The organism is Streptomyces sp., assembly GCF_019510245.1.
GTDB lineage: Bacteria > Actinomycetota > Actinomycetes > Streptomycetales > Streptomycetaceae > Streptomyces.
Genome location: NZ_JAEKKT010000203.1, coordinates 59,084 through 76,883, shown reverse-complemented (window position 1 = coordinate 76,883; position 17,800 = coordinate 59,084). Strand labels below are relative to the sequence as shown.

16 protein-coding genes, 1 tRNA gene and 1 pseudogene are annotated in these 17,800 nt (G+C 70.5%); 7 read left to right on the top strand and 11 right to left on the bottom strand.

From position 1 onward, the window contains the following. Nucleotides 1-909: LLM class flavin-dependent oxidoreductase (locus JF597_RS41070; protein ID WP_294008711.1), on the top strand; the 909-nt coding region annotated here is incomplete at its 5' end. A 145-nt stretch (nucleotides 910-1,054) separates the two neighbouring features. Here JF597_RS41070 and JF597_RS41065 read toward each other — a convergent pair. From JF597_RS41065 to JF597_RS41040, 6 genes and pseudogenes are all read right to left on the bottom strand, one after another. Then, a pseudogene (locus tag JF597_RS41065) lies at nucleotides 1,055-1,279 on the bottom strand (LLM class flavin-dependent oxidoreductase); the annotation flags it as partial. Nucleotides 1,280-1,321: 42 nt separating this feature from the next. Beyond that, nucleotides 1,322-1,795, bottom strand: a complete 474-nt coding sequence (locus tag JF597_RS41060) for a hypothetical protein (RefSeq protein WP_294008709.1) — start codon at nucleotides 1,793-1,795, stop codon at nucleotides 1,322-1,324. Between the two features lie 18 nt (nucleotides 1,796-1,813). Next, a complete protein-coding gene (locus JF597_RS41055) occupies nucleotides 1,814-2,389 on the bottom strand; it encodes an RNA 2'-phosphotransferase (RefSeq protein WP_294008707.1) in 576 nt (191 codons plus the stop codon). Between the two features lie 121 nt (nucleotides 2,390-2,510). Further along, a complete protein-coding gene (locus JF597_RS41050) occupies nucleotides 2,511-3,458 on the bottom strand; it encodes a MerR family transcriptional regulator (protein ID WP_294008705.1) in 948 nt (315 codons plus the stop codon). 210 nt (nucleotides 3,459-3,668) lie between these two features. After that, nucleotides 3,669-5,429 carry an SDR family oxidoreductase gene (locus tag JF597_RS41045; RefSeq protein WP_294008703.1) on the bottom strand — a complete coding sequence of 587 codons (1,761 nt, stop codon included), beginning with the start codon at nucleotides 5,427-5,429 and terminating at the stop codon, nucleotides 3,669-3,671. Further along, nucleotides 5,426-6,274: a M24 family metallopeptidase gene (locus JF597_RS41040; RefSeq protein ID WP_294008701.1), complete on the bottom strand. Its 849-nt coding sequence runs from the start codon at nucleotides 6,272-6,274 to the stop codon at nucleotides 5,426-5,428. Before JF597_RS41040 ends, JF597_RS41045 begins: the two co-directional genes overlap by 4 nt. A gap of 231 nt (nucleotides 6,275-6,505) precedes the next feature. On the opposite strand from JF597_RS41040, the gene JF597_RS41035 reads away from it, so the two are divergent. The 6 genes from JF597_RS41035 (at nucleotide 6,506) to JF597_RS41010 (ending at nucleotide 10,671) form a co-directional block, all read left to right on the top strand. Then, nucleotides 6,506-7,468: an ABC transporter ATP-binding protein gene (locus JF597_RS41035; protein WP_294008718.1), complete on the top strand. Its 963-nt coding sequence runs from the start codon at nucleotides 6,506-6,508 to the stop codon at nucleotides 7,466-7,468. Continuing rightward, a complete protein-coding gene (locus JF597_RS41030) occupies nucleotides 7,458-8,363 on the top strand; it encodes an ABC transporter permease (RefSeq protein WP_294008699.1) in 906 nt (301 codons plus the stop codon). The genes JF597_RS41035 and JF597_RS41030 overlap by 11 nt, the downstream gene beginning before the upstream one ends. After that, the gene (locus JF597_RS41025; protein ID WP_294008697.1) at nucleotides 8,360-9,271 is read left to right on the top strand and encodes an ABC transporter ATP-binding protein; all 912 of its coding nucleotides are present in this window, start codon (nucleotides 8,360-8,362) and stop codon (nucleotides 9,269-9,271) included. The genes JF597_RS41030 and JF597_RS41025 overlap by 4 nt, the downstream gene beginning before the upstream one ends. A 10-nt stretch (nucleotides 9,272-9,281) precedes the next feature. Beyond that, complete coding sequence (locus tag JF597_RS41020; RefSeq protein ID WP_294008695.1) at nucleotides 9,282-10,001, top strand: ABC transporter permease; 720 nt, start codon at nucleotides 9,282-9,284, stop codon at nucleotides 9,999-10,001. An 81-nt stretch (nucleotides 10,002-10,082) separates the two neighbouring features. Then, complete coding sequence (locus JF597_RS41015; protein ID WP_294008693.1) at nucleotides 10,083-10,280, top strand: hypothetical protein; 198 nt, start codon at nucleotides 10,083-10,085, stop codon at nucleotides 10,278-10,280. Between the two features lie 303 nt (nucleotides 10,281-10,583). After that, nucleotides 10,584-10,671: transfer RNA gene (locus tag JF597_RS41010), tRNA-Ser, on the top strand. Nucleotides 10,672-10,790: 119 nt separating this feature from the next. Here JF597_RS41010 and JF597_RS41005 read toward each other — a convergent pair. From JF597_RS41005 to JF597_RS40985, 5 genes are all read right to left on the bottom strand, one after another. Then, nucleotides 10,791-11,588 (bottom strand): HAD family hydrolase, encoded by a 798-nt coding sequence (locus JF597_RS41005; protein ID WP_294008691.1) that lies wholly within the window; start codon nucleotides 11,586-11,588, stop codon nucleotides 10,791-10,793. After that, on the bottom strand, nucleotides 11,585-12,862 hold the full coding sequence (gene serS, locus JF597_RS41000; RefSeq protein ID WP_294008689.1) for a serine--tRNA ligase: 1,278 nt from the start codon (nucleotides 12,860-12,862) through the stop codon (nucleotides 11,585-11,587). The genes JF597_RS41005 and serS overlap by 4 nt, the downstream gene beginning before the upstream one ends. A gap of 530 nt (nucleotides 12,863-13,392) precedes the next feature. Continuing rightward, entirely contained in the window at nucleotides 13,393-14,328 is a 936-nt protein-coding gene (pheA, locus tag JF597_RS40995) for a prephenate dehydratase (protein WP_294008687.1), read from the bottom strand. Nucleotides 14,329-14,494: 166 nt separating this feature from the next. Next, nucleotides 14,495-15,775 (bottom strand): iron uptake transporter deferrochelatase/peroxidase subunit, encoded by a 1,281-nt coding sequence (efeB, locus tag JF597_RS40990; RefSeq protein ID WP_294008685.1) that lies wholly within the window; start codon nucleotides 15,773-15,775, stop codon nucleotides 14,495-14,497. Between the two features lie 8 nt (nucleotides 15,776-15,783). Next, complete coding sequence (locus tag JF597_RS40985) at nucleotides 15,784-17,790, bottom strand: copper resistance protein CopC (RefSeq protein WP_294008683.1); 2,007 nt, start codon at nucleotides 17,788-17,790, stop codon at nucleotides 15,784-15,786. Nucleotides 17,791-17,800: the final 10 nt, after the last annotated feature.

Sequence of the window (17,800 nt, the reverse complement as noted above, 5' to 3'; positions counted from 1 at the left end):
CTGCGTCTGAGCACCGTGATCCTCCCGTACCGCCGCTGGCAAGAAGGGGGGCGCGAGGCATGGCAGCGCGCGGAGCAGCTCGGGTTCCACACCGCGTACACCTACGACCATCTGTCCTGGCGAGTCCCGTTCCGCGATGGTCCCTGGTTCGGGGCGATACCGACACTCTCAGCCGCCGCGGGCGTCACCGAGCAGATGCGCTTGGGCACCCTCGTCACATCGCCTAATTTCAGGCACCCGGTGACCCTGGCCAAGGAACAGATCTCGCTGGACGACATTTCCGGCGGTCGGATCACGCTGGGCATCGGCGCGGGCGGCAATGGCTTCGACGCCACCGTGCTCGGTCAAGAGCCCTGGACCCCGCGCGAGCGTGCCGACCGGTTCGCGGAGTTCGTGCCGCTGCTCGACCAGTTGCTGACCGAGGACGGCACGAACGGTGTCTCCTGCGCCGGCGACTTCTACGCGGCGCATGAGGCGCGCAACATCCCCGGCTGCGTGCAGCGTCCCCGGCTGCCCTTCGCAGTGGCCGCCACCGGCCCGCGCGGACTGCGGCTCGCCGCGCGCCACGGCCAGGCGTGGGTGACCACGGGCGATCCCAAGCTGTACGAGACAGGCACCCCTGAGCAGTCCCGCCAGGCGCTGCGTGACCAGGTTGAGAAGCTGGGCAAGGCGTGCGCGGACATCGGCCGTGACGCCGACGCCATGGGCAAGGTCCTGCTGACTGGTTTCACGCCGGACCGCGGCCGTCCCCTGGAGTCCCTCAACGCCTTCGTCGACTTCGCCGGCAGGCACAGGGAACTCGGCTTCACCGAGATCGTCATCCACTGGCCGATCCCGGACTCGGACTTCGCCGCCGACATGGACGCCTTCGAGCGCATCGCCACCGAGGCGCTCGCGCAGCTGGGCTGACGGCCCTCATCCGGCCAGCACACTCGCCGAGGCTTCGGTCGGCGGGCTGCGTGCTCGGCGCTGTCCGCTCCGCCGACAAGCGGCAGAGGACCGTGGAGGAATCTATTTCGCCTGGTCAGCCCGCGATAGGCGAAAAAGGCTTGACTGACGTGACGAGGGTGCCGAGGCGCAGTCGGTCGGTGACGGACGCGGCGGCGGTCAGGGTCGGGATCGCCCCGAACCACGGGCCGTCCCGAAAGCTGCGCCAGGACAGGTGGTCGTAGGTGTACGCGGTGTGGAAGCCCAGTTCCTCGGCCCGCGTCCAGGCGGTGCCGCCGCCCTCGCTCCAGCGGCGGTAGGGAAGGATCACGGTGCTCAGACGCAGACTCATGCGTCCGAGACTAAAGGGAGCCACGGGCAACGGCCGAAGCGGTCACCGTATGCGACTGCTCAGCCACGGCGTGAGCAGGTGTGCGGCCAGGTGCTCCCGGTACGTGCGGTCCCCTGCCAGCGGTACGACCAGCGAGGCCCTGGGCGGGAAGCGGCGGGCCCGCACGTGGACCAGGCCGCCGAAGACGGAGTGCAGGAAGGCGGGCACGTCGTCGCGCGGGACGTCGTGGAACTCGACGCCCTCGACCGCGATCAGCGCGTCGTCGTCCGGGTAGAGCCGCACGGTCACCCTCGGCACCCCGCCGAACTCGGCGTACGCCTCGTGCGGCAGCGAACCGTCCGGGTCCGTGGTGACTCCGAAGCCCGCCGCGCTGCGCCGCGAGGTCAGGTCGGCGCCGATGTCGTGCGTGACCTCGATCTCGCGTCCGTACCCGGCCGCGACCGCGTGGAGTGCGCCGACGGCGGCCTCGGTGGTCGGAAGGTGTTCCCGGTGCCCCCGGTACTGGGAATGGTCCATACCACTCATGATGCAGGGTCAGTGCGGATCAGGGAAGCGCAGGTAGCGCGGCGGTACCGCCTGCGTCAGCCACACCCCGTTCGCGCTGATGTGGAAGACGTGCCCGTCCCGGTGCATCGCGGCCGCGTCGACCGACAGCACGACCGGGCGCCCGCGCCGGGCCCCGACCCGGGTCGCGGTCTCCCGGTCCGCCGACAGGTGCACGTCGTGCCTGTTCATCGGCCTGAGCCCCTCGTCGCGGATCGCCTCCAGGTTCCGTGCGACGGTGCCGTGGTAGAGGTACGGCGGCGGGGTCGCCGGCGGCAGTCCGAGGTCGACGTCGATGCTGTGGCCCTGGCTGGCGCGGATCCGGGTGCGTTCGATCGCGAACCGCTGCTTGTCGTTGGCGGCGACGACGTGGTCCAGTTCTTCGCGGCTGACCGGGAAACCGTGCGCCGCTGCCGCCGCGAGCAGCGTGTCGATCTCCACCCAGCCCGCCTCGTCCAGGCTGAGCCCGATGCGTTCCGGCTGGTGGCGCAGGTGCTTCGAGAGGTACTTCGACACCTTCACGGTGCGCCGCTCGTCCTGCGTTCCTTCGTTGTGTCTCGCGTTCATGCCATCAGCGTGCCGGGCGAGACGCGGATCACGCAGATATTTTTCGCCGCATGTTTGATCCACAACCAAGTGCGGTTATCCACAAGGAAATTGGGCGAGTTGTGGACAAGTACTGGGCGTTTCACGGTGTTTCGTCAAGATCGTTAACAGAGCTGTGATCTGCGACCAGGGAGTCCAACTTCCGGGCTCGGAGCTCGCGTTCGGCGGCGAGCGCGATGAACTCCGCAATGCCGTCCGGGCCAACGAGACGTCGTACGGCCCGAATCGTCTCGGCGGGCAGCGACACGGGACGTGTCTCGTCCGGGGCTTTCGGCCGTTCCCCGGCGCCGAGCCGCCGACGCACCTCGCGGGTCGCGAACAGGCGCATGGCGCGCGCCAGTTCGGCGTCCACCGTCTGCCGGGCCAGCGGGCGCAGGCGCCGTACGAGCGAGGCTGCTTCGGCGGCTCCGGCGTCGGTGCGGTGGCCGGGGTCGTCGAGGTAGCGGGCGAAGACGTGCTCAGTGGTGAACTCCAGGAAACGGACGGCGATGTGCTCCACCTGGAGCCTCAACTCCCGTAGATGCTCCGAGATCGCGGTGAGGGGAACCCCGGCCAGGTGCAACTCCACTGCCACGGCCAGCTCTTGGGGACTCGGGACGAGGAAGGAACCGGGGTCGCCGGCCACTGGTTCCAGTACCCCGAGGGCCACGGCCTCGGCCACGGCCGCGTCGTCGGGGGTGCCGCCGAAGCGGGCGTCCAGATCGGCGCGGGTCAGGCGCACCGGTTCCTCGTCCGTCCAGGGGCCCTCGGCCTCGGTGACCAGTCCGAGGACGCCGGCCAGGCCGCGGCCGGTGTCCCAGGCGTCGAGCAGCTCCTTGATGGACGCCAGGGTGTAGCCGCGGGCGAGGAGGTCGGCGATCTGGTGGAGGCGGGTGAGGTGGACGTCGGAGTAGAGGTTGGCGCGGCCGTGGCGCTCGGGGCGGGGGAGCAGGCCCTTGTCCTGGTAGGCGCGGATGGTCCGGACGGTGGTGCGGGAGAGGCGGGCGAGATCCTCGATGCGGTGGGTGGGGGTGGCCGGGGGGTCGGTCATGTGGCCTTCCTTGGCTGGTGAGCGGGGTGGGGGCTGGGGCGGGGACGCTTACCGGCGCTTGCAGGGTGCCTCCCCCAGAGGGGGGACCCCCCGCGCGCACCCGTGCCGCCCCATCGGCACGACTGCCCGCAGCTACGTAGCCCCGTAAGGGCCGCTGGGGGAGGAACTGTGCGATCAGCCCCCACCGGCCTGCGGTCGAAGCACGGCCACCTACAACCGGGGCTCCACCCTTGCGAGCCTCCTCAACACCCCCGGCGCCACTCGTGAAAGCCACCGCGCCCCCCGTGCCTCCGGTGTCACCGGTACCACCGCGCGGTTGTGTTCCACCGCTTCGAGGATCGCCGAAGCGACCTTCTCCGGTGGGAAGTTGCGCATGCCGTACAGCCGGGCCGAGCGCTTCTGCCGGCGGTGCTGCTCCTCCTCGTCGACCCCGGTGAAGCGGGCCGTCGACGTGATGCTGGTGTTGATGAAGCCGGGGCAGATCGCCGTCACCCCGATGCGCTGGGGGGCGAGTTCGGCGCGCAGGCACTCGGACAGCATCAGGACCGCCGCCTTGGAGGTGCTGTAGGCCGGCAGGGCGCGGGAGGGCAGGTAGGCGGCCGCCGATGCGACGTTCACGATGTGGCCGCCCTGGGCGCGGTCGGCCATCCGGGATCCGAAGAGGCGGCAACCGTGGATCACTCCCCAGAGGTTGACGTCCAGGACTCGCCGCCAGTCCTCCGTCGTCGTCGTGAAGAAGGACCCCGACAGTCCGATGCCCGCGTTGTTGACCAGCACGTCCAGGACGCCGTACTCGCGGTGGACCTTCTCCGCGAGCTTTTCCATGGCCTGTTCGTCGGAGACGTCGGCCGTCTCGGCCCACGCGTCCGCCGCGCCGACCAGTCGGGAGAGCTCGGCGGTGCGGGCCGCCGCCTCCGCGTCCCGGTCCACCGCCACCACCCGCGCGCCCGCCTCCGCGAACGCGAACGCCGTCGCCCGTCCGATGCCGCTGCCCGCCCCGGTGACCAGCACCAACTGGCCTCCGAACCACTGGGCGTGGCGGTCGGCGGGCTTCGGCTGCGCTCCCTGGCCGTCCTCCACCGACCTCACGAACTCCTCGATCCAGGCCGCCACCTGGTCCGGCCGGGTGCGCGGGATCCAGTGCTTGTCGGGCAGGGTGCGGCGGGTGAGCCGGGGCACCCAGCGCTCCAGGTCGTCGTAGAGCCGCTCGGAGAGGAACGCGTCGCCGAGGGGCGTGATGAGCTGCACGGGCGCGTGTGCGTGCGCGTCCTCGCGCGGGCGGCGCAGCCGGGCCCGTACGTTGTCGCGGTACAGCCAGGCGCCGTGTGCCGCGTCGGAGGGCAGGGAGGGCGTGGGGTAGTCCCCCGCGGGAATCCTCTCCGCCCGTTGCAGGATCCTCGGCCAGGCCTTGCCGAGGGGGCCGCGCCAGGCCAGTTCGGGCAGGGCGGGGGTGTGCAGCAGGTACACGTACCAGGACTTGGCGCCCTGGCCGAGGAGCTGGCCCACCCGGCGGGGGGTCGGGCGCCGCACGCGCGCGTTGATCCAGTGGCCGAAGTGGTCCAGGGAGGGCCCGGACATCGACGTGAAGGAGGCGACACGGCCCTGGGTGCGCCCCACCGTGGCGAACTCCCAGGACTGCACCGAGCCCCAGTCGTGGCCGACGAGGTGCACCGGGCGGTCCGGGCTGACCGCGTCGATCACCGCCAGGAAGTCGTCCGTGAGCTTGGCGAGGGTGAAGCCGCCGCGCAGGGGTTTCGGGGCGGTGGAGCGGCCGTGGCCGCGGACGTCGTACAGGACGACGTGGAAGCGGCCGGCGAGACGGGTCGCGACCTCGGACCAGACCTCCTTGCTGTCCGGGTAGCCGTGGACCAGGACGACCGTCGGGTCCGTGGGGTCGCCCAGCTCCGCCACGCACAGGTCGACGCCCCCCGTGCGCACCCGCCGCTCGCGCGCGCCTTCGATGCCCGTCACTTGTCCTCCGCCCAGCGCCGCGTGTGCGGCAGATCGTCGTCCAGCCAGAAGGCGCTCTGCTCGGGGTCCCGGGAGTCGGTGACCACGAGGATCTCCTCGAACTTGGCGCCCGTGCCGCGGAAGCCGAGGTGCGGTTCGACCGCCCACAGGCCCGGCGCGGGCGGGTGGTCGGAGAAGCGGTACGGCGACCACAGGGGCGACCAGCCCTCACGGTGGCCCTGCAGGGCGTCGGCCGCGAGGCCTTTCAGGGACTGGGTGCCGAACCCGAAGAGGTGCGGTGACCAGCGGCGCTGCTTCACCCGGCCCACCTTGTGGGCGATCACGCCGAAGGGGTACGCGCGGTGCCGGTTGGCGTAGCCCTGGCGGACCATGAGGCGGTCCACGTCCTCGTAGATCTCGCGCAGCGGGCGCCGCTCGCGCACCTCGCGCAGGATCAGCTCCCGGTGCGCCTCCAGGTCGGCCATCAGCCGGTCCTGCACCGGGTTGGTGCCGAGGGAGCCCGAGTAGCCGATGTCGGCCGTGTACCCCTCGTAGACCGGGGCCAGGTCCAGGATGAACGGCATGCCGGGCGCCAGTCTGCGGTCGGTCGGGAAGAACTGCAGCGGTAGGCGGAAGCCCGTGAACGCCGTGCGGTCGCCGAACCAGGCGAAGGGGAGGTGGAACCAGTCCCGTACGCCCCGCGCGTGCAGCCACTCGCGCTGCATCCGGGCCGCCTCGCGCTCGGTGATCCCCGGCTCCAGCCGGGCCGCGACCGCCTCCGCGCACTCGTACGCGAGCCGCTGCACCCGCCGGAAACCCTGGAGGTCCGTGGCGCGTTGTTCCTGCGATGCCACTGCCGTCGTCATCCGTCCCGTCCCCGTCCCCGTCGACTGCGGTACGTGCCCGTAACTTGACACTGGCGAATGTGACAGTTGTTAGAGGCGACGTCAATAGGCTGGCGAAGGCCTGTGGATAACTCTGCGTAGCTCTCAAGCAGGGGTTCCCCTAGGGCCCCGTACTACTGGAGTCTGACGTGAAGACGGCTCCGAGGTCTGACGACCCCAGTGGCGCGGGTCACTACCTTCTATGGCGTGACTGTGATCGCGACCGAAAGCCTGAGCAAGCGGTTCCCCCGGGTGACCGCGCTCGACCGGCTGTCCGTGGACATCGGACCCGGTGTGACCGGACTCGTCGGAGCCAACGGCGCCGGCAAATCCACCCTGATCAAGATCCTGCTGGGTCTGTCCCCCGCGACCGAGGGGCGCGCCGAAGTGCTCGGCCTCGACGTCGCGACCAAGGGCGCCGCCATCCGCGAGCGCGTGGGCTACATGCCGGAGCACGACTGCCTGCCGCCCGACGTCTCGGCCACCGAGTTCGTCGTGCACATGGCCCGCATGTCCGGCCTGCCGCCCGCCGCCGCCCGCGAGCGCACCGCCGACACCCTGCGCCACGTCGGGCTCTACGAGGAGCGGTACCGCCCCATCGGCGGCTACTCGACGGGCATGAAGCAGCGCGTGAAGCTCGCCCAGGCCCTGGTGCACGACCCGCAGCTGGTCTTCCTCGACGAGCCGACCAACGGCCTCGACCCGGTCGGCCGCGACGAGATGCTCGGCCTGATCCGCCGCATCCACACCGACTTCGGCATCTCGGTCCTGGTCACCTCGCACCTGCTCGGCGAACTGGAACGCACCTGCGACCACGTGGTCGTCGTCGACGGCGGCAAACTGCTGCGCTCGAGTTCCACCACCGACTTCATGCAGTCCACGACCACCCTCGCCATCGAGGTCACCGACAGCGACGAGCACCCCGACGGCACCCTCGCGGTGCGCGACGCGCTCCACGCGCGCGGGGTGGAGACGGACAACGAGGGCGGCGGCCTCCCCGGCGCCGGCCACATCCTGCTGCTCACCGCCCAGGGCGAGGAGACGTACGACCTCGTCCGCGACGTCGTCGCCGACCTCGGCCTCGGCCTGGTGCGCATGGAACAGCGCAGGCACCACATCTCCGAGGTCTTCACCAGCGACGAGCAGCGGAAGGAGGCGACCGTCCATGGCGGTTGACCAGCCCATCGCGGGACCGGGCGACCAGTCCCGCATCCACGACATCGGCTATCGCGGCTACGACGGCCCCCGCCTCGGCCGCGCGTACGCCCGCCTGTCCCTCTACTCGCAGACCCTGCGCGGCTCCTACGGTCTCGGCCGTTCGGTGAAGTCCAAGGTGCTGCCGATGCTGCTGTTCGCGGTGATGTGCGTCCCGGCGGCCATCATGGTCGCCGTGGCCGTCGCCACCAAGGCGCACGACCTGCCGGTCTCCTACACGCGGTACGCGATCATCATGCAGGCCGTCATCAGCCTGTACGTCGCCTCGCAGGCACCCCAGGCCGTCTCCCGCGACCTGCGCTTCAAGACCATCCCGCTGTACTTCTCGCGGCCCATCGAGACCGCCGACTACGTGCAGGCCAAGTTCGCGGCCCTGGCCTCCGCGATGTTCATCCTGACCGGCGCCCCGCTGCTCGTGCTGTACGTGGGCGCCCTGCTCGCCAAGATGGACTTCGCCCACCAGAGCAAGGGCTTCGGCCAGGGACTGGTCTCGGTCGCCCTCCTCTCCCTGCTCTTCGCCGGCATCGGCCTGGTCATCGCTTCGGTCACCCCGCGCCGCGGCTTCGGCATCGCCGCCGTGATCGCCGTGCTGACCATCTCCTACGGCGCGGTCTCCACCCTCCAGGCCATCGCCGACTCCCAGGGCAGCACCGGCGCCATCGCGTGGATCGGCCTGTTCTCGCCGGTCACCCTGATCGGCGGCCTGAGCACCGCCCTGCTCGGCGGCACCAACACCTTCCCGGGCGGCGACGGCCCCTCCCACGCCCAGGGCGCGGTGTACCTGCTCGTCGTCCTCGGCCTCATCGCCGCGAGCTACGGCCTTCTGCTGCGCCGCTACAAGAAGGTGGGACTGTGACCACGCTCTCCATCGACCACGTCTCCCGCTGGTTCGGCAACGTGGTCGCCGTCAACGACGTCACCATGACCATCGGCCCCGGCGTCACCGGCCTCCTCGGCCCCAACGGCGCCGGCAAGTCCACCCTCATCAACATGATGGGCGGCTTCCTCGCCCCCTCCACCGGCACGGTCACCCTCGACGGGCAGCCCACCTGGCGCAACGAGGCGATCTACAAGCACATCGGCATCGTCCCCGAGCGCGAGGCGATGTACGACTTCCTCACCGGCCGCGAGTTCGTCGTCGCCAACGCCGAGTTGCACGGCCTCGGCGCCAAGGCCGCCCAGAAGGCCCTCGCCACCGTCGAGATGGAGTACGCGCAGGACCGCAGGATCTCGACGTACTCCAAGGGCATGCGCCAGCGCGTGAAGATGGCGTCCGCCCTGGTCCACGACCCGTCCCTGCTCCTCCTCGACGAGCCCTTCAACGGCATGGACCCGCGCCAGCGCATGCAGCTCATGGAGCTCCTGCGGCGCATGGGCGACGAGGGCCGCACGGTCCTCTTCTCCTCCCACATCCTCGAAGAGGTCGAGCAACTCGCCTGGCACATCGAGGTCGTGGTCGCCGGACGGCACGCGGCCAGCGGCGACTTCCGCAAGATCCGCCGCCTGATGACCGACCGCCCGCACCGCTACCTGGTCCGCTCCAGCGACGACCGCGCCCTCGCGGCCGCCCTCATCGCCGACCCCTCCACCTCGGGCATCGAAGTCGACCTGACCGAGGGCGCGTTGCGCATCCAGGCCGTCGACTTCGGCCGCTTCACCGCCCTGCTGCCCAAGGTCGCCCGCGACCACGGCATCCGGCTGCTCACGGTCTCGCCGTCCGACGAGTCCCTCGAATCCGTGTTCTCGTATCTGGTCGCGGCGTAGGAGGCCGAAGATGTACGACCCCACAGTCGCCCGGCTCACCTACCGGGCCCTGCTCGGCCGCCGTCGCGCCCTCATCCTGGGCGCCCTGCCGCTGCTGCTGATCGCGATCTCCGTCGTCGTCCGCGGCCTCGCGGGCGCCGACGACCAGACGGCCGCCGACCTGCTCGGCGGCCTCGGGCTCGCCACCATGGTGCCGATCATCGGCGTCATCGCCGGCACGGGTGCGATCGGCCCGGAGATCGACGACGGCTCGGTGGTGTACCTGCTGTCCAAGCCGATCAAACGGCCGACGATCATCTTCACCAAGCTGATCGTGGCGATCGCGGTGACCATGGTCTTCTCCGCCCTGCCGACCCTGGTCGCGGGCTTCGTCCTTAACGGCAACGGGCAGCAGATCGCCGTCGCCTACACGGTCGCCGCGCTGGTCGCCTCCATCGCCTACGCCGCGCTCTTCCTGCTGCTCGGCACGGTGTCGCGGCACGCGGTGGTCTTCGGGCTCGTCTATGCGCTGGTCTGGGAGGCCCTGTTCGGCTCCCTGGTCCCCGGAGCGCGGACGCTGAGCGTCCAGCAGTGGTCCCTTGCGGTCGCCCACAAGGTGACCGGCGGCGACCTGGTCACGTCCGATGTGTCACTGACGACGGGCACGGTGCTGCTGGTCGTGGTGACCGTCCTGGCCACCTGGTACGCCGGCCAGAAGCTGCGCTCGCTGACGCTGGCGGGCGAGGAGTAGACGGCCCCCTTACTGACGGGGGCTTCACCCCCGTCCGGGCACAGTGGGTCAAAGCGGATGCACTGCGTAGGAGGCGCGGGGATGGCTGACGACTGGAACGACCTCGTACTGGACGAGGAGTTCATACGGTCCGCGGAGACGGCCGAGCCGTCCGCGCGGGCGCGGATGCTGGCGGCGCGCTGGCGCGAGGAGTCGCCGGAACCGCAGCCGTGGCGATCGGACGAGCCGCCCGCCGGGTGGTTCTTCAGCAAGGCGCGCCGAAAGTGGTGGCGCCGGTAGGCGGTTTTTCGGCTGCGGGCCGGTGGGGGCCGGTCGCGCAGTTCCTCCCCCAGCCTTCGGCCGGGGGTACCCCCAGCGCCCCAAAGGCGCGCTTCAGTAGGCCCTGTTTTAATCAGTGGCGGTCAACTCGGCCCGAAGGCAAAGTTGTTGTGTCACCCCACCATCTGGGAGAGGAGCCGGACGATGTCCATGCACGACAGTACGTCCCGCTCCCGTCAGGGCAGCCGTCGGCGGAGCGCCGTGTAGCTGCCCGGGGCGGCCGCTTCGAGCACGCGATGTCGCTCTCGCGTGGGCCGCCCACCCGGAGGATTGGCCGAGTGGTAAGGCACTGGCTTGCTAAGCCATGGTCGGGCCTGAAAAGCCCGCGCACGTTCGATCCGTGCATCCTCCGCAGAACTTGTGAACGCGCATGAGTGGCCCTACCCAAGGGGCGCTGGGGGGCTCCCGGCCGAAGGCTGGGGGAGGAACTGCGCGACCAGCCCCCACACACCCGCAGACAACGGACGGGCTTCAACCCAGCAGACGCTCCACGACCACCGCGATCCCGTCCTCCTCGTTGGAAGACGTCACCTCGTCGGCCACCGCCTTGAGTTCCTCATGCGCGTTGGCCATGGCCACCCCGTACGAAGCCCAGCCGAACATCGGGATGTCGTTCGGCATGTCGCCGAAGGCGATCGTGTCGGTGGCCTTGAGCCCCAGCCGGCGCGCGGCCAACGACAGTCCCGTCGCCTTGGACAGCCCGAGCGGCAGCAGCTCGACGATTCCCTCGCCCGCCATGGCGACCGTGACGAAGCCCCCGGCCGCCTGCCGGGCCGCTTCCGCGAGCTCGTCGTCGGACAGCTCCGGGTGCTGTATGTAGATCTTGTTCAGCGGCGCCGACCAGAGGTCGGCCGCGTCCGTGAAGGGGGTCGACGGGAGATGGCCCGTCACCGCGTACCCCGGTCCCACCAGGACGTCGCCGTCCAGGCCGTCACGGCTCGCCGCCAGGTACAGCGGGCCGACCTCCGCCTCGATCTTCGCGAGGGCGACCCCGGCCAGCTGCCGGTCCAGCGTCACCGAGGTCAGGAGGCGGTGCGCACCGGCGTCGTACACCTGCGCCCCCTGGCCGCACACGGCGAGGCCGTCGTAGCCGAGGTCGTCGAGGATGTGCCGGGTCCAGGGGACCGCGCGGCCGGTGACGACGATGTGTGCGGCGCCCGCCGCGGTGGCCGCGGCGAGCGCTTCACGGGTGCGCGGGGAGATGGACTCGTCGGAGCGCAGCAGCGTCCCGTCGAGGTCGGTGGCGATGAGCCCGTAGGGGAAACTCACCGGGACACCGGCTCCAGAACCTCCCGGCCGCCCAGGTACGGGCGCAGCACCTCGGGCACGTACACCGAACCGTCGGCCTGCTGGTGGTTCTCCAGGATCGCCACGATGGTGCGCGGTACGGCGCACAGCGTGCCGTTGAGCGTGGCCAGCGGCTTGACCTGCTTGCCGTCGCGGACCCGGATGGACAGGCGGCGGGACTGGAACTCGGTGCAGTCCGACGTCGAGGTCAGCTCGCGGTACTTGCCCTGCGTCGGGATCCACGCCTCGCAGTCGAACTTGCGGGCGGCCGAGGCGCCGAGGTCACCGGTCGCGACGTCGATCACCCGGAACGGCAGCTCCAGCGAGGTCAGCCACTGCTTCTCCCAGGCCAGCAGACGCTGGTGCTCCGCCTCCGAGTCTTCGGGGGCGACGTAGGAGAACATCTCCACCTTGTCGAACTGGTGGACGCGGAAGATGCCCTTGGTGTCCTTGCCGTGCGAGCCGGCCTCGCGGCGGAAGCAGGGCGAGAAACCGGCGTAACGGAGGGGCAGCCGGTCCGCTTCGATGATCTCGTCCATGTGGTACGCGGCGAGCGGGACCTCGGACGTGCCGACCAGGTAGAGGTCGTCCTTGTCGAGGTGGTAGACGTCCTGGGCCGCCTGGCCGAGGAAGCCGGTGCCCGCCATGGACTGCGGGCGGACCAGCGCCGGGGTCAGCATCGGCGTGAAGCCGGCCTCGGTGGCCTGCGCGATCGCCGCGTTGACGAGCGCCAGCTCCAGGAGGGCGCCGACACCGGTCAGGAAGTAGAAGCGGGAGCCGGAGACCTTGGCGCCGCGCTCGACGTCGATCGCGCCGAGCAGCTGGCCCAGCTCCAGGTGGTCCTTGGGCTCGAAGCCCTCGGCGCCGAAGTCGCGGATCGTGCCGTGCTCCTCCAGGGTGACGAAGCCTTCCTCGCCTCCCACGGGCACGTCGGGGTGGACGAGGTTGCCGAGCCTGAGCAGCAGCTCCTGGGTCTCGGCGTCGGCCGCGTCGCGTTCGGCGTCGGCGCTCTTGACGTCGGCCTTGAGCTGTTCGGCCTTCTTCAGCAGCTCGGCCTTCTCGTCGGCGGAAGCCTTGGGGATGAGCTTGCCGAGCTGCTTCTGTTCGTTGCGCAGCTCGTCGAAGCGGACGCCGGAGGACCTGCGCCGCTCGTCGGCAGAGAGGAGGGCGTCGACGAGCGCGACGTCCTCTCCACGGGCGCGCTGGGACGCGCGCACACGGTCGGGGTCCTCACGGAGCAGGCGAAGGTCAATCACGGAGCCAAGGCTACCGGTGCGGGGTTGCCCCCCACGAATCACTATGGAGACGCGTTCCGAATCGTGGCTTACGTTCCGTTATGGGGGAATTGCCGAGCGTGTCAATATAAAGTGTCTCACTCCCCGAGACGGGGCACGCCTGTGGACCGCAGTTGACCGGATCCCCTTGTGGAGGGCGGGACTTGGAGGTGTGGTTGTCCACAGGAATCCACGCCCTCCCGGAAGTTATCCACAGGGTGTGTGGAAGAGTTGTGGACTTCGGAATTGATCACTCTGCCAGTGGTGCATGCGGAGAGGAATTCCCGCACCAAACCGGGGCAACACCCTCTTTCGAGTGGAAAGGGATCGCTCCAAAAGATGAACCATGGGAAACGAGTGGACGAAGGGTGATGTGGGCGGGCGGGGCCGCGCCGACGGTCTGTAGGGCGATTTGTCGACAGACTCATGCGCCACTGTCGACTTGTCCCCAGGTCGAGATGGGCACCTGTGGATAACCCCTGTGGATAACGAAGATATGAGGGTACGACCGGCTAGAAGCGGCCGTCCTGGCAGCGTGCCACCCAGTCCGAGGCCGCCACGAACTCCTCGTCCGACGTCCCCGGAAGGGTGGGCCTCACGGTCTCGCCCGGCCTGACGTCCGCCCGCGGGTAGGAACCCAGGAACCGCACCTGGCGGCAGATCCGCTTCAGCCCCATCAGGGCCTCCGCCACCCGCCGGTCGGAGATGTGGCCCTCGGCGTCGATGCAGAAGCAGTAGTTGCCGATGCCGGCGCCGGTCGGCCGGGACTGCAGCAGCATGAGGTTGATCCCCCGGGTGGCGAACTCGCCGAGCAGGTCGCGCAGCCCGCCGGGATGGTCGTCGTTCTGCCAGAGCACGACCGAGGTCTTGTCCGCTCCGGTCGGGGCCGCGGGCCGGGCCGGGCGGCCGACCAGGACGAACCGGGTCTGCGCGTTCTCCGCGTCGTGGATCTCGGTCTCCAGGGCCTCCAGGCCGTAGCGTGCGGCCGCGAACTCGCCGGCGAAGGCGGCGTCGTAACGGCCCTCCTGGACCAGGCGGGCGCCGTCCGCGTTCGAGGCGGCGGACTCCCAGACGGCCTCCGGGAGGTGGGCCCGCAGCCAGTTGCGCACCTGCGGCTGGGCGGCCGGGTGGGCGGTGACCGTCTTGATGTCGGAGAGCTTGGTGCCCGGCCGGACCAGCAGCGCGAAGGTGATCGACAGCAGCACCTCGCGGTAGATCATCAGCGGCTCGCCCGCGACCAGCTCGTCCAGGGTCGTGGTGATGCCGCCCTCGACGGAGTTCTCGATCGGCACGAACGCGGCCTCGGCCTCGCCGCCCCGCACGGCGTCCAGTGCGGACTGCACGGAGACGTACGGGACGAGCTCCCGGGTGGCCGTCTCCGGAAGGGTGCGCAGGGCGACTTCGGTGAAGGTGCCTTCAGGGCCGAGATACGCATAGCTCGCTGGCATGTCCCTCACCCTAATGGGCGCAGAGAGCCACGGTTCACTTGTCTCATCGGATCCACTCGACCGGGTGGTTTGAAACCCGGAAACGCACCAATAGTGATCAGAAACCACTGCGGTAACCGGGATCGTATGGAGAGCGCAAAAAGAGCGCGTGGATCTCACCCGGTTGTCAGCTCTCCAGCAGCCGCTGCCCCACATACTCCCCGGCGGCCGCACCGCCCGGCACCGCGAACAGGCCGCTCGCCTCGTGCCGGATGTACTGCGACAACGCGTCCCCGCGGTCCAGCTTCCGCTGCAGCGGCACGAATCCACGCAGCGGATCCGCCTGCCAGCAGACGAAGAGCAGACCCGCGTCCGGTGTCCCGTCCGCCTCGATGCCGTCGTGGTACGAGAACGGGCGCCGCAGGATGGCCGCACCCCCGTTCTGGTCGGGCCGGGTGATCCGGGCATGGGCGTTGACCGGAACGACGTACTCCCCGTCCGCCTTGGCCTTGTCCAGGTCCATCGCCGTCGTCTCGGTGCCCCCGGTCAGCGGCGCCCCGTTCGACTTCTTCCGCCCGATCACGTTCTCCTGGGCCGTGAGCGACAGCTTCTCCCAGTCGTCGAGGAGCATGCGGATCCGGCGTACGACGGCGTAGGAGCCGTTGGCCATCCACGCGGGGTCGCTCGAACCGCTCGCCGGTACGAAGATCCGCTGGTCGAAGTCCGAGTCCGTCGGTTTCGGGTTGCGCGTGCCGTCCAGCTGGCCCATCAGGTTGCGGGCCGTCATGGGGTGCGCGGTGGCGCCCGGGGTGCGGTTGAAGCCGTTCATCTGCCAGCGGACCTTCGCCGCGCCGCCCGCGTCCTTCTGGATCGCCCGCAGGGCGTGGAAGGCGACCAGGGCGTCGTCGGCGCCGATCTGCACCCACAGGTCGCCGTTGCTGCGTGACCTGTCGAGGTGGTCGGAGGAGAAGTCGGGCAGCGGGTCCAGCGCGGAGGGCCGCTGCTTCTCCAGTCCGGTACGGGCGAAGAAGCTGTTGCCGAAGCCGAAGGTGACCGTCAGCGCCGAGGGACCCGCGTCCCGGGCAACGTCCGTGTCGTCCTGTGTCATCGGCTCGCCCGCCATCAACCGCTCGGCCGTCGTGGACCAGCGGCGCAGCAGCGCGGCGGCCTCACTGCGGCCCGCGCCCGCCGCCAGGTCGAAGGCGACGAGATGGCCGCGTGCCTGGAGGCCCTCGGTGATCCCCGGCTGATGTTTCCCGTGAAACATCGCCCGGTCGGAGCCCACCGAGCTGAGCGGGGTGGCCTGGGCGGGGGCGGCCGCGTAGCCGACACCCGCGCCCGCCGCGCCGAGTACGAGCCCGGCGGCCCCGGCGGTGCCGAGCAGCGCGCGCCGGCTGACGCCCCCGGCCGGGGGCGCCTCGGCGGCTGCGGTCGGGGCCTCGGTGACGGACTGGGACTGTTCGGGCATGGTGCGGTTCAGCCGATCTGCGCGTTCTTGGAGACGGTCACCTGGTCGATGTCGGAGGTCCGTACGGTGACGGAGACCTTCCAGTCGCCGGCGATGGGGATCTGCACCCCGTTGGCCGCCCAGTGCCCGGTGGTGATGTGGTCGGGGTTCACCGGAATCGGCCCGAGTTTCTTGGCGTCGAGGGTGAAGGCGACCTTCACCTCGGGGATGTCGAAGGCCCGGCCGTTGGGCCGCTGGACGTAGACGTGCATCTCGTTGCTGCCCACCGCCGCCGGGTCCAGGTCGACGCGGACGACGCCCTTGCCGTCCTTGCCGCCGGTGTCGAAGGACATGTCGAGGGTCAGCGCGCCCGAGGACGAGCTCGACGTGGAGGAGGACGAGGAAGCCGCGGTGGCGGCCTTGGCGTCCTGCTCGGTACGGCCGGGCTCGGTCTGCGTCAGCACGGTCGTGACCGCGAGCAGGGCGACGGCGACCCCGGCCTCGGCCAGCACCGAGCGGCGCAGGCCGAAGCGGTGCGGGTCGGAGTCCCGGAGCCGCTTCTGCCGAGCCGTGTCCATGGCGGACTGCTGCCGGGCGAGCTGGGCGGCGCGCTCGGGGTCGTCGCCCGCGGACGTGGTCTTCTCGGAGCCGCCGGAGACAGCGGAGACACCGGAGCCGGACTCGGCGGCGTGGACGGAGGCCTCCTTCGTGGCGGCGGACGCCTTGACCGTCTCCTTCTCCTGCGCCGCTTCCTCCTCCGCTGCTTCCTGCTGCGCCTCTTCGGCCGTCTCCGGCTCGGTCACCGCCGCATCCGCGAGCCGCCCCGTCCACCGTCGCGAGATGGACGCGATACCCACGAGCAGCGCCACCAGCCCGATCTTGACCAGCAGCAGCTCGCCGTAGGCCGTGTCGGTGAACGCCGACCAGGAGCCGAGCTGGCGCCAGGACTGGTAGATGCCGGTGGCGACCAGCGCGAGCACCGACCCGAAGGCGACGCGGGAGAAGCGTCGTACGGCGGTGGACTCGACCGGGGTGTCGGCGGGCGCCCGGTAGAGGGCGACCAGCAGTGCGGTGAGGCCGCCGAGCCAGGCGGCGACGGCGAGCAGGTGGATGACGTCGACCGGCATCGCGATGCCCGGCTGAAGTCCGGTGGAGGCGTGCTCGGCCATGGCCCAGCTCGCCGCGAGCCCGGCGGCCACGACGGTCCCGCCGATGGCGAGCCCGAAGGTCAGGTCGCGCTTCTCCTCGTCCTCCCGCTTGTCATAGGCGCCGAAGAGGACGGCGATGAACAGTGCGGCCGCCGCGAGCAGCAGCAGCCGGGATACCAGGGCCGCGCCGGTCTTGGTCTGCAGCACCTGGCCGAGGAGGTTCAGGTCGAAGATGTCGCCGACGCTGCCGGAGGTCGTGTACGAGCCGCGCAGGAGCAGCAGCCAGAGCGTCGCGGCGGTGAGCGTCAGCCACCCGCCGACGACCAGGCGTTGCATGGCCCGCACCCCGGAGCCGCGCTGCCAGCAGGCGAGGACGAAGGCCGCGCCGCCGACGAGCACGATGTACCCGGCGTACGACATGTACCGCCCGAAGCCGTAGAGCCAGCCGACGACCCCGCCGCCCGCCTCCTGGTCCCCGACCGAGGCGACGGTCCTGGAGGGCGCGCCGACGGAGAAGGTGAAGGCGCCGGCGACGGGATGGCTGTCCGCGGAGACGACCTGCCAGGCGACGGTGTACGTGCCCTTGCCCAGTCCGCTCTTGAGCTGCACGCCGTAGGTCGTGCCGCTCAGGTTGTCCGGCTTGGCCAGGTCGACCCGCTTGCCCTTGGGGTCGAGGACCCGGATCGAGTCGTTGTTCATCGACACGTTCTCGGAGAACGTGAGCGAGACCTGGTCGGGCGCCTTGGTGACCACCACCCCCTGGGAGGGGTCGCTGCCGGTCAGCGCCGCGTGCGCCGAGGCCGGCCCGGCGCCGGCCAGCAGCGCGCCGGTGACGGCGAGGAACAGCAGCACCAGGGTGCGCAGGCGGGGGGTGATGGTCCGCGTCAAGGTCGGTCCT

Excerpts from the sequence above, each read along its gene's own strand:
- JF597_RS41060 (WP_294008709.1), bottom strand. The coding sequence starts at position 1,795 with ATGGACCATTCCCAGTACCGGGGGCACCGGGAACACCTTCCGACCACC.
- efeB (WP_294008685.1), bottom strand. The coding sequence starts at position 15,775 with ATGCCCGAACAGTCCCAGTCCGTCACCGAGGCCCCGACCGCAGCCGCC.
- JF597_RS41015 (WP_294008693.1), top strand. The coding sequence starts at position 10,083 with ATGGCTGACGACTGGAACGACCTCGTACTGGACGAGGAGTTCATACGG.
- JF597_RS41040 (WP_294008701.1), bottom strand. The coding sequence starts at position 6,274 with ATGACGACGGCAGTGGCATCGCAGGAACAACGCGCCACGGACCTCCAG.
- pheA (WP_294008687.1), bottom strand. The coding sequence starts at position 14,328 with ATGCCAGCGAGCTATGCGTATCTCGGCCCTGAAGGCACCTTCACCGAA.
- JF597_RS41050 (WP_294008705.1), bottom strand. The coding sequence starts at position 3,458 with ATGACCGACCCCCCGGCCACCCCCACCCACCGCATCGAGGATCTCGCC.
- JF597_RS41030 (WP_294008699.1), top strand. The coding sequence starts at position 7,458 with ATGGCGGTTGACCAGCCCATCGCGGGACCGGGCGACCAGTCCCGCATC.
- JF597_RS41055 (WP_294008707.1), bottom strand. The coding sequence starts at position 2,389 with ATGAACGCGAGACACAACGAAGGAACGCAGGACGAGCGGCGCACCGTG.
- JF597_RS41020 (WP_294008695.1), top strand. The coding sequence starts at position 9,282 with ATGTACGACCCCACAGTCGCCCGGCTCACCTACCGGGCCCTGCTCGGC.